Source organism: Agarivorans sp. MS3-6, assembly GCF_054112545.1.
This window is the reverse complement of record NZ_CM134202.1, coordinates 4,084,089-4,098,729: the sequence shown is the minus strand read 5'-3', so window position 1 is coordinate 4,098,729 and position 14,641 is coordinate 4,084,089. Positions and strand designations below refer to the sequence as shown.

The 14,641-nt window shown below is 43.9% G+C and carries 15 protein-coding genes and 1 pseudogene; 7 read left to right on the top strand and 9 right to left on the bottom strand.

Annotated features, from left to right (window positions below):
- The first annotated feature begins 6 nt into the window (after window positions 1–6).
- From ACVFI8_RS18940 to ACVFI8_RS18930, 3 genes and pseudogenes are all read left to right on the top strand, one after another.
- Window positions 7–372 carry a Na+/H+ antiporter subunit G gene (locus tag ACVFI8_RS18940; RefSeq protein WP_248712041.1) on the top strand — a complete coding sequence of 122 codons (366 nt, stop codon included), beginning with the start codon at window positions 7–9 and terminating at the stop codon, window positions 370–372.
- Complete coding sequence (locus ACVFI8_RS18935; protein ID WP_457872316.1) at window positions 365–970, top strand: DUF938 domain-containing protein; 606 nt, start codon at window positions 365–367, stop codon at window positions 968–970. The genes ACVFI8_RS18940 and ACVFI8_RS18935 overlap by 8 nt, the downstream gene beginning before the upstream one ends.
- A gap of 260 nt (window positions 971–1,230) precedes the next feature.
- Window positions 1,231–1,772: pseudogene (locus ACVFI8_RS18930) on the top strand (IS110 family transposase); the annotation flags it as partial.
- 52 nt (window positions 1,773–1,824) lie between these two features.
- Here the strand turns inward: ACVFI8_RS18930 and ACVFI8_RS18925 are convergent.
- The 4 genes from ACVFI8_RS18925 to ACVFI8_RS18910 form a co-directional block, all read right to left on the bottom strand.
- Window positions 1,825–2,580: a PEP-CTERM sorting domain-containing protein gene (locus ACVFI8_RS18925; RefSeq protein WP_457872314.1), complete on the bottom strand. Its 756-nt coding sequence runs from the start codon at window positions 2,578–2,580 to the stop codon at window positions 1,825–1,827.
- 135 nt (window positions 2,581–2,715) lie between these two features.
- Window positions 2,716–2,886 (bottom strand): hypothetical protein, encoded by a 171-nt coding sequence (locus ACVFI8_RS18920; protein ID WP_457872312.1) that lies wholly within the window; start codon window positions 2,884–2,886, stop codon window positions 2,716–2,718.
- 145 nt (window positions 2,887–3,031) lie between these two features.
- Window positions 3,032–3,649, bottom strand: coding sequence for a DUF3885 domain-containing protein (locus ACVFI8_RS18915; RefSeq protein ID WP_457872311.1), 618 nt, complete (start codon window positions 3,647–3,649; stop codon window positions 3,032–3,034).
- Between the two features lie 99 nt (window positions 3,650–3,748).
- Window positions 3,749–4,228: a hypothetical protein gene (locus ACVFI8_RS18910; protein WP_248712456.1), complete on the bottom strand. Its 480-nt coding sequence runs from the start codon at window positions 4,226–4,228 to the stop codon at window positions 3,749–3,751.
- A gap of 234 nt (window positions 4,229–4,462) precedes the next feature.
- Here ACVFI8_RS18910 and ACVFI8_RS18905 point away from each other — a divergent pair, with 234 nt between their 5' ends.
- Entirely contained in the window at window positions 4,463–5,344 is an 882-nt protein-coding gene (locus ACVFI8_RS18905; RefSeq protein ID WP_457872310.1) for a site-specific integrase, read from the top strand.
- Window positions 5,345–5,346: 2 nt separating this feature from the next.
- A complete protein-coding gene (locus ACVFI8_RS18900; RefSeq protein WP_457872309.1) occupies window positions 5,347–6,387 on the top strand; it encodes an IS91 family transposase in 1,041 nt (346 codons plus the stop codon).
- Window positions 6,388–7,131: 744 nt separating this feature from the next.
- Here ACVFI8_RS18900 and ACVFI8_RS18895 read toward each other — a convergent pair.
- Window positions 7,132–7,446 (bottom strand): hypothetical protein, encoded by a 315-nt coding sequence (locus tag ACVFI8_RS18895; RefSeq protein ID WP_457872308.1) that lies wholly within the window; start codon window positions 7,444–7,446, stop codon window positions 7,132–7,134.
- Between the two features lie 82 nt (window positions 7,447–7,528).
- Here ACVFI8_RS18895 and ACVFI8_RS18890 point away from each other — a divergent pair, with 82 nt between their 5' ends.
- Entirely contained in the window at window positions 7,529–8,569 is a 1,041-nt protein-coding gene (locus tag ACVFI8_RS18890; RefSeq protein WP_457871970.1) for an IS110 family RNA-guided transposase, read from the top strand.
- A 570-nt stretch (window positions 8,570–9,139) separates the two neighbouring features.
- Here the strand turns inward: ACVFI8_RS18890 and ACVFI8_RS18885 are convergent.
- The 4 genes from ACVFI8_RS18885 to tig all read right to left on the bottom strand — a co-directional run bounded on the left by ACVFI8_RS18885 (window position 9,140) and on the right by tig (window position 13,451).
- Window positions 9,140–9,763, bottom strand: a complete 624-nt coding sequence (locus ACVFI8_RS18885) for a glutathione S-transferase family protein (RefSeq protein WP_457872306.1) — start codon at window positions 9,761–9,763, stop codon at window positions 9,140–9,142.
- 282 nt (window positions 9,764–10,045) lie between these two features.
- On the bottom strand, window positions 10,046–11,323 hold the full coding sequence (gene clpX / locus ACVFI8_RS18880) for an ATP-dependent protease ATP-binding subunit ClpX (RefSeq protein ID WP_248712053.1): 1,278 nt from the start codon (window positions 11,321–11,323) through the stop codon (window positions 10,046–10,048).
- A 113-nt stretch (window positions 11,324–11,436) separates the two neighbouring features.
- Window positions 11,437–12,060, bottom strand: coding sequence for an ATP-dependent Clp endopeptidase proteolytic subunit ClpP (gene clpP, locus ACVFI8_RS18875; protein ID WP_305883129.1), 624 nt, complete (start codon window positions 12,058–12,060; stop codon window positions 11,437–11,439).
- Between the two features lie 89 nt (window positions 12,061–12,149).
- A complete protein-coding gene (tig, locus tag ACVFI8_RS18870; protein ID WP_248712054.1) occupies window positions 12,150–13,451 on the bottom strand; it encodes a trigger factor in 1,302 nt (433 codons plus the stop codon).
- Between the two features lie 392 nt (window positions 13,452–13,843).
- On the opposite strand from tig, the gene ACVFI8_RS18865 reads away from it, so the two are divergent.
- The gene (locus tag ACVFI8_RS18865) at window positions 13,844–14,350 is read left to right on the top strand and encodes a type II secretion system protein (RefSeq protein ID WP_248712055.1); all 507 of its coding nucleotides are present in this window, start codon (window positions 13,844–13,846) and stop codon (window positions 14,348–14,350) included.
- Window positions 14,351–14,641 lie beyond the last annotated feature (291 nt).

Genomic DNA, 14,641 nt, shown 5'->3' with positions numbered 1-14,641 from the left:
AGCCAGATGTCTGTATTATTAGAAATAGTGGTGAGTGTTTTATTGGTGTTAGGCGGTATTGTTATGCTGATAGGCTCTATTGGCTTGGCAAAATTTCCGGATTACTTTACGCGCTTACATGCGCCCACTAAAGCCAGTACCTTAGGGGTAGGCTGTATCCTCATTGCTTCGATGATATTTTTTAGCGTTGAACTTGGCCATGTGAACCTGAAAGAAGCACTAATAACCATGTTTTTGTTGATCACCGCTCCCGTGGCGGCGCACATGCTTGCTAAAGCGGGCTTGCACTATAAAGTAAACATGAAAGACAATACTCAAAATCAACAATTGGCTAAAAAAGCTTACTTACACCAACGCCCTGACGATGAGTAGCTCTCACCCTGCCGAGTACTTTAACCGCGCCGCAGATAACAACAAACACGCTATCTTAGGCCAAATACAGGCTCGGCTCAGCCAGCACAACACGGTGCTTGAAATAGGTTCAGGCACTGGCCAACACGCGGCTTTTTTTGCCAAAGCCTGCCCACAAACTCGCTGGCAATGCTCAGACCAACAAGCCAATATCTCAGCCATTAGCTACTGGCAACAGTTCTTCGCGCTAAGCCCACAACCAAGGCCCTTAAATTATCAGATTGGTCGAGATAGCTGGCCTTGCCCTTGTGATGCAGTATATACCGCCAATACCGCCCACATTATGAGTGAAGCCATTGCTGAAAAGATGTATTTGGCCATTGGCGAACACCTAAAGCCAAGTGGCGCGTTTTATCATTACGGTCCCTTTAAGCTAGCAGGTAAATACAGCAGCGACAGTAACCGTGATTTTGATTTGATGCTACGCCAGCAAGGTTACGGCGGCTTAAGAGACATTGAGCAATTAAAGCAATGGGGCTTAAGTGTGAAGTTGCAATTAACCGAGCAAATAAACATGCCAGCTAACAACTTGCTGTTGATATGGCAAAAACAACCTTAGAGACAAACTTACGGTATTAGCAAGCATCAGTATCTCGCGGTGGTAAACAACCTGCCCCTTTAGGTAAAACTATCATTTACCCCCAGTCACACTTTCTGTACAGCGCTAAGCAAAGCTTAGCGCCTCAATAACCGGCGCAGCTTTGCTGCGTCCGGCGCCGAAGGCGCGAAGTTGATTGACTTGATAATCATTGAGCCTCCTCCCTAGCAAACCGCATCAGCGGTATGCTTAAGGTGACCAAACCAACAGGAGAAAGCTCAATGAGATTTTATAATAACTCACATCCATACTACTGTGGCATTGATTCTAAAGGGGAAGTTGTCGTCCACAAAAAGATTTGGGGCTGATTAAAAATGACTTGTTACTCATGCTCGAACCCTATATCGGCAATGTCATTGTCGGGGTTGAGTGCATGCATTGCTGGTATTGGGTCTCTGATTGGTGCGCTGAATTGGGCATTGATTTCATTTTAGGTCACGCCCTTTATATGAAGGCGATTCACGGCGGTAAAACTAAGAACGATAAAGTCGATTCTTTTAAAATTGCTACGTTATTGCGCGGTGGTAATTTCCCCATCGCCTACGATAATCCAAGCGAAATGCGTGCTGCTCGTGACTTGTTACGCCGAAGAATGAAGATTGTCCGCCACGGCGCCATGCTCAAGGGCCATGTGGTTAACACTAATAGTCAATACAACTTACCTGCAACGGCCTTAAACCTGAAAAACATCTCGGCAAGACAAACACTACGTGAGCAATATCAAGACACTATCGTGCAGCGAAATATCGACCTGGATATGGCGTCAAATTTCTGGGTGTCCACTATTTTTTCCATAAAGCCACAACTTAGAATCTCTAAGCAATTAGGGCTTTCTTTCTAGTTGATGCTAAGCCAAACAACGCCAGTATTGATAATATAAAAGTAGAGGGCTCTGGAACCGTAAGTTGCGGTTGGCTAGCTGCCGGTTCATACACGATATTATCCATTCTATACCAAAGATGTTCACGGCCAACACCATAATAATCTAGCCCTACACCTGTAAATTCAATTTCGACTTTTGAAACATCGTTGGTGCTAAAATCAATAGTGCTAAGCAGAGGGCTTAAGTCAAAATTGGAAACTGATAATTGATCGCCACTAGTATTGTACAAATAGACATTCAAATTTGTTGCAGTAAGAGTCGTAGAGTAAGCCTCAGCAAACTGAATAGATTGAAGAAACGCAGCATTGTTGAACGTAAAGAACATATTGTTTTCGCCATAGAAGGATTGAACACCACCTCCAAGTTGAAAAAAACCGTCATTGAACGAATATAAGTCGTGGCTAAATTGGATGTTTTCTGCCGTTGCCAGCACATTATCGCTATATGTATAAGACCCAGTAGTAAAATCTTCGGTAATCAGAGTAGCTTTAGCGGTGCTGATTGAGAACAATAGCAATGTGAATAACGTAGTTATAAAATTAGTTAGTTTCATGCTTGAGCATTTCCCTGCTAAATATTGAATATCGATATATAGCAATAAACAAGCCATGTAACTAAAGGTATATTTTTCAATTGTATAGAGCGCATGATTTAACGCGACCAAAGAGATTGTAAGAATATCTGACAAGTATTATTGCTTGTTCAAAAGTAGAAAGCTTATTTTGAATTGGCCTGTGAACTTAATAATTGTAAGCTATTCATATAGTTAAAGTTACAAAAAGAGTATACGTAAGCTCTAGAAAAGGAAGGTGCACCTAGTTATTTATAGTGTGCCACTACACACTTTGATCCCCATAATGGCATTACCTTTAGGGCAAGAGAACCCTTCTGCCATTTCACCGCAAACACCTTCTGCTAAAACGGTGTAGTGAGTATATGGAGTTGTTTCTTTTCCATAACGGAGCTTTAATTTCCAATCACTATCATCACTCATACTTTGCCCTTGAACACTTGTCGCAATAAACATTAACGTGATTAGAGCGAAGAAATTAGGAATATTCATATACATTTAACGCCCGTAACTGCGGATGACTTGAAGTGACGAAGGAACGAAAAGGCGTTCCGACAGATTGCGTTTGTTAAGGCTTTTTTGAAAATGTAGCATTCATTGCATCCAAATAATAATCGAGAAGATATTGTGAATATTTCGAATAAAGCTCTGCCAGAAATTCATGATTTGGCCCGACCACGTCCATACCTCTATCATCGTATGGCAAGACCTCGATGGACTTTTTAAGATCGAATAGATAGTAGCTCGCGGGAGGGCAAGGCTTTATACCTTGGTCACAGGCCAAACTACACCACAGCAGCTTTTTCAATGCACTTGATGGCAAATGGAATGCAATGGTGTGCCAATATTCGTCTTCGTCTGTAGCCCATTCGGGATCGTCTTGGTTTTTCTCCTTCCAATGCTCTTTTTTAGTGGGAGGATACAAACCTATATTTTTAAGCTCTCTAACTACCGGTAGAACCGAAAGTAACGATTTTCCTCCAAAAGTTCGAATACATACCAGTATTTCATCATCGAAAATACTTTCGCATATTTCGAGGGCTTTCCTGAAAGCCAAATCAAATTGCTCTAGCCAATCTCCGCCTTCGGACAACTCAAACCGCAGGCCTCCCGGAATACTATAAAATACAGGCCTTTCAAATGCCTTTCCGGAAAATATTTCTGTAATTCTATGCTCGATATTCATTTGAGCCTTAACGCCGCAGCCACGGGCAAAGGCTAGCGGCTTGCCGCGCTGTGGCCTTTGTCCCCGAGGAGCGAAGCGACGAGTTAGTGAGCTTCATTGTTAGGCATTTTCCGCCAACGCACGCAATTTTTCAGTGAGCTGAAATGGCGCACTAATACCTGAACTATTGATTTTCACGCATTGCCCAGAAGGCATCATGAACAACCCTGTGTTCTCTGACCATCCCTGTATGGAGCCAACCATTACGGCCTCATTCGGTGCTTTGTAGTTGACTCGCCATGCTCGATTCGCTGTCGTAATCGACTGAGGCTGAAGCTGCCCTCTCGATAGCCCTTTACCTTCGAACAAACTCACGGGAATGCCAAATAGCGTAAGCTTCTTGAAGAAGCATCCGTTTGTGCTTTTCAGAAGGGAAACAAGTGCGGGGGGAAATTCCGCTTTAGCTTCGAGGCAAGCCCACTCGATCATTTCATCGGTGGCCGGAGGATAGATTGCGGCAGTGCCGTGATCTACGTGCCAGTTACTAGCGCCGAGATTGCACTCTATTCCGTTGGATTCAAACTCTTCGATGATGTTCATTTAATTTGATGCCTAACGCCCGCATAAGGGGCAGCAAAACGTAGCGGCGATTAGTTAAACTTTGCGAAGCACCAAACTAAATCGCCGCGTAGTTTTGGTGTCCCAGCCGCGCTTTTCAGCGGCGACTTGATGCGTTTGTTGAACGAAGCCGCTCTGCGGCAGAGTGCATAGCAGCAGATATCTCATACTCAATGTTACGCGGCCAATCGGTCGTGATTAACCGGAGTATGCAGCATGAACCCTAGCCAACAACATCGTTATAATGCTTTATATAAACAACACCTTACCAATTTAACCTTACAAGGGAAACGCCCCGCTACCATTGATGCGTATTCGCGTGCGGTACGTCGTATTTCTGCCCACTTTGACCGCTGCCCAGACACCTTAAGCACCGCTGATTTAAAGGCCTATTTTGCTCAACTGATTAGCAGCCATTCCTGGAGCACCGTGAAGTTAGACCGCAATGGCTTGCAGTTCTTTTATCGCTACACCCTCGATAAACAATGGCAGTGGTTAAACATTGTAAAACCCCCTCAAGTGAAACGCTTACCCGATATCTTAAGCCCTGCGCAAGTAGGCTTAGTGATTAGCATGACTCAACAACCCCGCTATCAAGTCTTCTTCTTGGTGTTGTATTCCATGGGGCTGCGCTTGAGCGAGGGCTTACAGTTAACCATTCATGATATTGACAGTCAGGCCATGCACGTCCATGTGCGTGATGCTAAAGGCGGTAAAGACCGCTTAGTGCCCATGCCGCATCGCACCCTTCAGGTTTTACGTGCCCACTGGCAAAGCCATCGGCATGCGCGTTTGTTATTTCCGCGCCAAGGTAAACAGGTGGATGTGCCGATGGATAAAGGCGGTGTACAAAAAGCCTTGAAGCGGGTATTGCGCGATTGCGGTATTCATAAACCCATTAGTCCTCACTCGCTGCGCCATTGTTATGCCACCCATCTGCTTGAGCAAGGCTTGGATTTACGCTCCTTGCAACACTTGCTGGGGCACGCCAGTTTAAACACCACCGCGCGCTATACCCAGTTGACCCAAGTGAAACAATTAGATACGGCAAGGGCGGTGAATACACTCACCGACTCTCTCACCTTAATGTGGCCGTAGCCATGAGCACCTTTATTGATTTACTTCACCAACATGGGGCCAAGCTTGCCCCGCTTTTAGGGGCGGATGCTAAACGGGCAATGTATGCCATGCTGCGCTGTAAAACTGAGCAACAAGGTCAGAGCCATTGGCACTGTGAGCATTGCCCCCATCATGACCAATTGACGCTTTCTTGCGGCCACAGGCATTGCCCGCAGTGCCAACATCATTGCACCACTGGCTGGTTAACTCGCCAACAACATAAGCTGCTACCCACTACTTACTTTATGGTGACCTTTACCCTGCCTTATGAGCTAAGAGCTTTGGCCCGCGTGCAGCCTAAAGCCTTATACCAAATCATGTTCAAGGTGGCATCAAGCCTGTTAAAGGACTTTGCCAAACGCCAGAACAAGGGCGAATTAGGCTTTACCACGGTACTGCATACCCATAGCCGCCAGCGTAATCTGCATCCTCATTTACATGTATTGGTGGCTGGCGGGCGCTATCACGTTGCTAAGCAGCAGTGGCATCACACCAACAAGCAGTACTTGTTTAACGCCTTTGCACTGGCCAAGGTATGGCGAGGGAGAATGCTGGATGCGATTAACCACCACAAGGCGCTGCCTCTGCTCAAAGCGATACCCGCTAAGTGGGTGGTAGATTGTCGCAACGTAGGTTTTGGACTGCCCGCGCTACAGTACTTATCTCGCTACTTGTATCGCGGGGTCTTACCCGATAACGACATCATCAGTACCCATAACGGCCAAGTGAGTTTTAGGTATCAAGATAGCCAAAGCCACACCACCAAAATCCGCACCCTGCCTACCTTGCAATTCTTAACGCTTATCTTGCAGCATGTATTACCCAAGGGATTACAGCGGGTGAGAGATTATGGTTTTTTACGGGGCAACGCCAAACACGTATTGCGGCGCATTCAGTTACTACTGCGAGTGCCTCAACGCGTTAACCTCGCCGCGCTCCAACCCGACAACAACAGCGCGACCCGGCCATGCCCTTGCTGCCAACACCCCATGCACTGCACAGGCATTAGTCGAACGAGCTAGCCGAAAGGCGAACAGTATAAGGATAATGGCAGGGCTTAACACGAGGATGAAAACACACAAAAAATAACAACTTAGCACTACGCCAAACGGGTAAGGGCTTAACGCCGTTGACCCCGTCTTAGCCAAACTCGCCTTGCGAAAACTAACAAGGCCTTGGCCCCGCCAACATCAACACCGTTATTTACTATAGAAGGGAGCATCGGGCTTGTTCAACACCCGAATAAGGTGTCGGCTGCGCGACACCTATTCTTATTCGTTATGTTGCGAACTCCAACAATGCACCCAACACGACGATACCCAAGACTAAAAACACACTTTTTAAAGCTTTCACGTTGTCTTTCCTGGACTCGTCGAACGAATAAATTTGTAGCAAATTACGCTTTGAGTCAATGAGATAAACACCCAAAAGCATAATTAGAACAAAACTCAAAGAGGCCAAGAATAAAATTGCTGATACAAACGCGCACCCGACTAAAGCCAGAACCCAGATTGGAAGAAGTGGCCCCCAAAAGGTCTGCGTTAGATTGTGCTCACGATAAACACTGCTACCGCAGTTTAAGCAATTGAATCTAATGGTTCTGGAAACCAGAATATTTTGAACAAGGTTTAGCTTGTGTTTGCACTGATTCATTTGAATAACCTGAAAGCGACATAACGCCGTTTTAAGCGGAAAATTACTATTGGCTAAAATGTGTGAGGCACGAACAACAGCCAACTGTAATTTGTCCGACTTGAAAACCCTTGTTATAAGGCTTTTTCAACACTGTATCTATTTGCTTTAACTTCGATAATCCCTATATCACCTTCAAAACAGAAACCTGAATCCGATTCATAAATAGACTCAATTTCACCAAGGTATGGAACGTTCTCAGACGTTGTTAAATTTGCTCTGATATTTAAGCCAATAAAACTTACGGTGATTGGGTTCGAATCAATATTATTAGCAAACACCTTAAACCTCCTTCCGTCTCCGACCAAGAGAAGAAACTCTATATATAAGTTTTGATGATCTAAAGTAAATGATAATAAATCAGACTCTGAAAGTTCAGTGAGCTTCATACTTGCCTTATAACAGATAATTAGACTCCCTCCGCTCTCTGCTACGCTTTAGAGTCAAGATTAATATGTTAGGAGTCAATATATGCTTCATTCTACCGTTATTGGTGTCGATTTGGCAAAAAACGCCATTCAAGTTTGTGTTGTTGCTCGCCAACAGGTGCTTTCTAACAAAGAAATGACACCGTCTCAATTTGCCACTTGGTTAGTCAAAACGAAGCCATCTACGGTTGTTTTTGAAGCATGTTCGACTTCTAATTATTGGAAACAAAGAGCGGAGTCTCTAGGTCATGATGCTCGCTTGATTAGCCCACGCCTGGTATCTGCGGTTCGGCAAAGCCACAAAACTGATAAGAATGATGCCTTGGCCATTGTGCATGCAGCCATGCTACCTAACGTAAAATTTGTACATGGTAAAACCCCTGAACAACAGCAATTGCAAACCGTTTTACGATTGCGTGAGCAAACGATTAAGCAAAAAACCGCCATGAATAACCAACTTCTTGGCTTATTGCTTGAATTCAATATCCGACCTTCTCCTAGAATGGGCGGCTTAAAATCTGCTGTAGCCAGTGCGCTCGAAGATGCCGACAATATGTTTACAGCACCTTTACGCGATGCTTTGCATAGTGCTTGGCTACTTTATCAAGCAGTCATTAGAACAATTGAACACTACGATGACGCTCTCACCGCCTTAGTCGACCGCATACCTGAATGCAAAAAACTAATGAGGCTTGAAGGCGTAGGGATAATTAATGCCATCAATTTATATAGCGCTATTGATTTAGCTGATGACCACATATTTAAGTCAGGAAAAGATGTCGCTGCCTGTATCGGGTTAACCCCTGTCCAGCACTCCTCTGGAGGGAAAACCAAGCTGGGGGCAATTAATAAACATGTAAGAAAAAGCACGCTACGTAGCCAACTCGTTACTGGTGCATTTACGTATATAAATAATGTTTGCAAAAGAACACCACGCACAGAAAAAGACGCATGGATACAAGCTCTCGTCGCTCGTAGAGGAAAGAAATGCGCAGCCGTAGCGCTAGCCAATAAAACAGTTAGAACTGCCTATTCAATACTCACCAAGGGAACTGATTATCGAGTTAAAGCACTCGTTGCCTAGTAAAATCAACAACACATTGCTTAATCAGAGTCGAGACAGTCAGTAATAAGCTGAGAGATTTAATCTCGCCTAACAGATTTGACACTCGATACGCGTAATTATCTTTGAGCCATTTATAGAGCTCGTACATAAGTCAGCAATGATCTAGCCATGTGGGGTTGACAGGAGGGAGTCTACATAAGCTTATTAAGAGGAAAAATTCCTTGTTTAAACAAGGAATTTTTCCTCTTATCATACATTTGATAAAAACAAGGTTATCACCTTTCCTAAGCTGTATCAGCCACCTAGCTCGAAAAATAACAAAAACATCAGCATGAAAGTATGCAATCACTTGCAGAAAGTAGGAATTGCAACAGCCTGTATAAAATCACAGTGCTTTATCCACTAAAGTAGAAAAATTAAGGGTACATAGGTTTATTTAGAGTAGTTTTGAAGGAGCGGTAACACGTAACGGGGCAAAAATCTAGTTAGGTGATAGCCCCCTAATTAGCAGAAAATACGACAGCTTTTGGCAAAAACCAGCAAATGGATTAGCAGGTACCCTGTTAGAGGCGCTCACCGTTAGTCTCTTTACGGTACCCCATTACATCCATGCTCAACGAAACCCTTTCGTTGAGAGAGCCGTTGGTAATACGCCTGAACCGCTGGAAGCTCTGGTCTCTCCATTGGTGTAGACAGCCAACGATGGGTAGATAGTCCAATTCCAATGTCAGCCAAACTGAACTCGCTACCGAGTATGAAATCACCTGAGCGCTCGAGCTGTTGCTCGAGAAGCATCATATTTTGATTCCAATTGCGAACGCTTGTGTCAATCGCGGGATCTTCAGAATAAGAAGGATTTTTTCTAACGAGTGCCATGAAGGCGTAGCGCCAAGAATTGTTGAGTTCTGTTGCTTGCCAGTCCATCCATTGCTCTACGTGTGCTTTTGGCTTGGGGGAGCGAGGTAAGAGGTCCCAGCGCTCCATAGAGGAGGCCAGATAACGGCAAATTGAATTTGATTCCCAGAGTACAAAGTCCTCGTCAGTAATGACAGGGACCAATGCGTTAGGATTTAAAGCAAGAAACTCGGCTTTAAGCAGCTCACCTTTTTGGTTACCCCATTCTTCAAGTTCGTAGTTAAGGGCAAGCTCTGAGCAAGTCCAAAGCACTTTGCGAACGTTTATCGACGTTGATTTGCCCAACACCTTCAGCATAGTTCCCTCCGACGGTTAATGACCGTTCTATACCTAACACAGATGAACAAGATGCCCTCTAATAATGAGGTTACAGCTGTCAGGAAAGCTAAGTCAAGCAGAGTCCACAGGTAAGTCAATTCGGTCAGTTCTGAGTAGCGTTGGGGCTAATACGCCCTAGCCTATTTCTGGGCAGGTATGTGCTAGCTATCCACCAGCCTCAACAACAGATGATAGTTAGTCAAACGCTATAAGCAAAAAAGCCAGTCTTAAGACTGGCTTTTAATAATACAATACAATGACTTAGTCTGCGCTAGCAGCTTTGTCTTCGTTGCTGTATATCAAGATGGGGTCACTTTCACCCTGAATCACCGTTTGATCAATCACTACTTTAGAGATGTTATCAATCGACGGTAAGTCGTACATGGTGTTAAGCAAAACCGCTTCAACAATTGAGCGTAAGCCACGAGCACCCGTTTTGCGCTCCATTGCTTTATAAGCGATGGCACGTAAAGCGTCTTCACGAAACTCTAGTTCAACATCTTCAAGCTTAAACAAGGCCCCGTATTGCTTAGTTAGTGCATTCTTAGGTTGGCTTAAGATTTGGATTAAGGCATCTTCGTCGAGTTCAGTCAGTGTTGCCACTACAGGCAAACGACCAATAAACTCTGGAATCAAACCATATTTAACCAAATCTTCTGGCTCTACCTTAGAAAAGGTTTCACTAAGCGTACGTTTATCGGCTTCGCCTTTTACTTCGGCGCCAAAACCAATACCCGCACCGGTAGATGCACGTTGCTCAATCACTTTATCTAGGCCGGCAAATGCACCGCCACAGATAAATAAGATTTTAGAGGTATCAACTTGCAAAAACTCTTGTTGTGGGTGCTTACGGCCGCCTTGAGGAGGTACTGATGCCACGGTACCTTCAATCAATTTAAGCAACGCTTGCTGTACACCTTCGCCCGACACATCACGCGTTATCGATGGGTTGTCAGACTTACGTGAAATCTTGTCGATTTCATCGATGTAAACAATACCACGCTGGGCTTTTTCTACGTCGTAGTCACATTTTTGTAGCAATTTTTGGATGATGTTTTCTACGTCTTCACCCACATAACCGGCTTCGGTTAAGGTTGTGGCGTCGGCCATAGTAAAAGGCACATCTAACAAACGCGCGAGCGTTTCTGCTAACAAGGTTTTGCCACTACCCGTAGGACCAATTAGCAAAATGTTACTTTTGCCAAGTTCTATACCGTCTGCAACATCGCCATTGCGCAAGCGTTTGTAGTGGTTATAAACCGCTACCGCTAACACTTTTTTGGCATGGTCTTGACCAATAACATAGTCATCAAGGTGAGCCCTGATTTCTTTAGGTACTGGTAAAGCATTGCCTTCTTTCTTGGGCGATATTTCTTTTATTTCTTCACGAATAATGTCATTACATAACTCAACACATTCGTCACAAATATAGACGGAAGGCCCAGCAATCAGCTTTCTGACTTCATGCTGGCTTTTACCACAGAAGGAGCAATACAGCAGCTTACTACTATCTCCATCACCCTTGCGCTTATCTGTCATTCGCTAACCTCAAACTTTTAGCACACTCATGTCTTATCTACAGTGTAAATCAAACTGCTGAGAATGCTATTTTCACTATGTTCTTATCTATACAGACCGTGAATAACTTATAACTATTCGCGACGCGCAAAGATATCGTCGACGATACCATATTCTTTTGCCTGCTCGGCGGTCATATAGTTATCGCGATCGGTGTCTGCAGCGATAGTATCAAAACTTTGTCCAGTATGCTCGGCCAACAACTCGTTCATGCGACGTTTTGTTTTGATTATCTCATTCGCGTGAATTTCTATATCAGATGCTTGACCTTGATAGCCACCCAATGGTTGGTGAATCATTACTTTTGCGTTAGGTAGACAGTAACGTTTACCTTTTTCGCCACCCGCCAACAAGAATGCGCCCATGCTGGCCGCCATACCCATACATACGGTACTAATGTTTGGCTTAACAAATTGCATGGTGTCGTAAATCGCCATGCCCGCGCTGATAGAACCGCCCGGCGAGTTAATGTAGATGAAGATATCTTTCTCTGGGCTTTCAGATTCTAGAAACAGCAACTGAGCCACCACTAGGTTAGCCATGTGGTCTTCAACTTGACCCGTTAAAAAGATAACTCGATCTTTTAATAAGCGAGAATAAATATCGTAAGAGCGTTCCCCTTTAGAGGTTTGCTCAATAACCATAGGCACCAAAGCCGCCATGGGGTCGAATGCAGACTGATTAACTTCTTTAGACATTGATGCGCTCTTCCTTAAAAAAAATGGCTCGTATGAAGTACATACGAGCCATTATATGCGAGATACTGGTAACTAAGTCAAATTAGAACTTAGTTAGCACCTTGTTTGTTCATAATTTCATCAAAAGCAACTTCTTTTTCAGTTACTTTAGCTTGATTAAGTACAAACTCGATAGCTTGCTCTTCTAATACTACGTTACGAACGTTATTCATTAACTCTTCGTTTTTAGCGTAGTACTCAAGTACTTCAGTTGGATCTTCGTATGCAGAAGCAAAAGAAGCAATGTGAGTTTTCACTTTTTCGTCGTCTGCTTTTAGCTCGTTAACTTTAATTAACTCACCTAATAAAAGACCAGTGCGAACGCGACGTTGCGCTTGCTCTGTGAATAACTCATCAGGAAGCTCTGGAGCATTTTGAGCGTTTTCGCCAAAACGTTGCATAGCTTGCTTGCGTAGTTCAACCACTTCTTGAGAAACCAACGCGGCTGGTACATCAATGGGGTTGCTATCTAACAAACCACTTAGTACTTGCTCTTTAGTGCTAGCTTTAAGCGTTTGCTCAAGCTCGCGCTCCATGTTCTTACGGATTTCAGCTTTAAGCGCGTCTAGTTCACCAGACTCGATACCGAACAACTTAACAAACTCTTCGTTTACTTCAGCTAGTTCAGGCTTTTCAACTTTATTGATTTTAATGTCGAAGGCAGCCGCTTTACCTTTTAGGTTCTCAGCGTGGTAATCTTCAGGGAAGTTCACTTCAATAGTGAATTCTTCGCCAGTTTTCTTACCTAGAATACCGTCTTCAAAACCAGGAATCATACGGCCAGCGCCCATAGCTAGATCGAAGCCTTCAGCTTTACCGCCTTCAAATTCTTCACCGTCAATTTTACCTACGAAGTCTAGGTTAACGCGGAATTCGTCTTTGATCATGCCCTTAGTTTCTTTCCAAGCGGCCTGTTGCTTGCGTAAGGTATCGATCATTGCGTCAACGTCTTTGTCGTTAACTTCAGCAACTTTCTTTTCTACTTCGATTGCGTCTAAACCCGTTACTTCAACTTCTGGGAAAATTTCAAAAGTAGCAGTAAAGCTAAACTCACCATCTTTAACGTCACCAGGTTGTAGCGCTGGAGAACCTGCTGGGTTTAGTTTTTCTTGAATGATTGCTTCGTAGAATGAACGTTGCATTGCTTGACCAGTTACGTCTTGACGTACTGCAGCACCGTAGCGTTTCTTGATTACACTTACTGGCACTTTACCAGGACGAAAACCGTCGATGCGAGCGCGACGTGATTCTTGCTTAAGCGCTTGCTCAACTTGTTGTTCGATTTGCGCAGCGTCAATCGAAATCGTAACACGACGCTCCAAGCCCTGAGTTGTTTCTACTGAAACCTGCATTTTATTACCTCGGCTATAGTCAGCACCCTGCTGACAATTTACTTACGTAAACAATGGGCATTTAGCAACTCGCCTTGGCGAGACCGCTGTCCTTGGTTAAGGACCCATAATTTCAAAACGCCGCATTATAGCCGTGGTTTTAGCCTAGGTCGAGACTGATCGCTATATTATCCTAGATATCGCGTAAATATTTGCTACTGCGCATACCTGTTTGGGCAAATCCTCACCACTTCCTACGTATATTTTCCACTTAGTCACTTTAGGACCATTTTCATCGTTAAATATTATCCGCGTCACAAAGCTAGTCTTAATACTCTAAAATGCACTAGGTGAACAATTGTAGGTGTTTGTATACTGCGACGATTAGCCAATGTAGTCATCATTAAGGAACGATGAAGAACGCCGGATTCACATTAATCGAGTTAGTAGTAGTGATTATAATTTTAGGGATCCTTGCGGTAACAGCTGCACCTAAATTACTCAATCTGTCTAGTGACGCACGTATTAATACCATTGAACAAATCAAAGTGAGTGTAAAAGCCGCCAATGATTTACTGACGTTAAAATCCTATATGCCTAGCTATGTGGCTCAACAAGTACCGAACCGAGCAGACTTAATTGACGTGGATATGGATGGTGATGGCATCTTTGATGTGTTCAACCCCGACAGCCCTGATGTGCGCTTAAAGTGGCGTTATCTCGACAATACCGACATCACAAAACGTATTGATATTGACGACACCTTTGTATTGCAAGAACAAGGCATTGCATTTACCTACCTTGGTTACGATCGTAACGACAATGGTCAGGTGACTGACGACAACTGTTATTTTCAGTATACCCAAGCAAGTAACGCCACCACCCCGCCAATTTATGCGTTAATCACAGACGGCTGTTGAACTACCGTTTAAAACGCCTTTTAGTTATCGTTGCGAATAGTTAACTCGCATGCTTCCCCTCCCAATTAGAGTGCCCGTCACTCACGTTCCTTAACACAATCAGTGAACACAAAAACAACATTAAAATAACAATTAGATAACACACAAGCTTTTGTAGTGTCTGAATATTTTACACTAATGACAATTTGATCATTATCACCACACAACAACTAATGACAAAACAATCACTTATTAGTGTTGGCCCGTTAGGTGCTTAATAATAACCGCAATAAAAGTAAGGTTAATAATGGA

Excerpts from the sequence above, each read along its gene's own strand:
- ACVFI8_RS18940 (WP_248712041.1), top strand. The coding sequence starts at position 7 with ATGTCTGTATTATTAGAAATAGTGGTGAGTGTTTTATTGGTGTTAGGC.
- ACVFI8_RS18935 (WP_457872316.1), top strand. The coding sequence starts at position 365 with ATGAGTAGCTCTCACCCTGCCGAGTACTTTAACCGCGCCGCAGATAAC.
- ACVFI8_RS18920 (WP_457872312.1), bottom strand. The coding sequence starts at position 2,886 with ATGAGTGATGATAGTGATTGGAAATTAAAGCTCCGTTATGGAAAAGAA.
- ACVFI8_RS18915 (WP_457872311.1), bottom strand. The coding sequence starts at position 3,649 with ATGAATATCGAGCATAGAATTACAGAAATATTTTCCGGAAAGGCATTT.
- ACVFI8_RS18910 (WP_248712456.1), bottom strand. The coding sequence starts at position 4,228 with ATGAACATCATCGAAGAGTTTGAATCCAACGGAATAGAGTGCAATCTC.
- ACVFI8_RS18905 (WP_457872310.1), top strand. The coding sequence starts at position 4,463 with ATGAACCCTAGCCAACAACATCGTTATAATGCTTTATATAAACAACAC.
- ACVFI8_RS18900 (WP_457872309.1), top strand. The coding sequence starts at position 5,347 with ATGAGCACCTTTATTGATTTACTTCACCAACATGGGGCCAAGCTTGCC.
- ACVFI8_RS18895 (WP_457872308.1), bottom strand. The coding sequence starts at position 7,446 with ATGAAGCTCACTGAACTTTCAGAGTCTGATTTATTATCATTTACTTTA.
- ACVFI8_RS18890 (WP_457871970.1), top strand. The coding sequence starts at position 7,529 with ATGCTTCATTCTACCGTTATTGGTGTCGATTTGGCAAAAAACGCCATT.
- ACVFI8_RS18885 (WP_457872306.1), bottom strand. The coding sequence starts at position 9,763 with ATGCTGAAGGTGTTGGGCAAATCAACGTCGATAAACGTTCGCAAAGTG.
- clpX (WP_248712053.1), bottom strand. The coding sequence starts at position 11,323 with ATGACAGATAAGCGCAAGGGTGATGGAGATAGTAGTAAGCTGCTGTAT.
- clpP (WP_305883129.1), bottom strand. The coding sequence starts at position 12,060 with ATGTCTAAAGAAGTTAATCAGTCTGCATTCGACCCCATGGCGGCTTTG.
- tig (WP_248712054.1), bottom strand. The coding sequence starts at position 13,451 with ATGCAGGTTTCAGTAGAAACAACTCAGGGCTTGGAGCGTCGTGTTACG.
- ACVFI8_RS18865 (WP_248712055.1), top strand. The coding sequence starts at position 13,844 with ATGAAGAACGCCGGATTCACATTAATCGAGTTAGTAGTAGTGATTATA.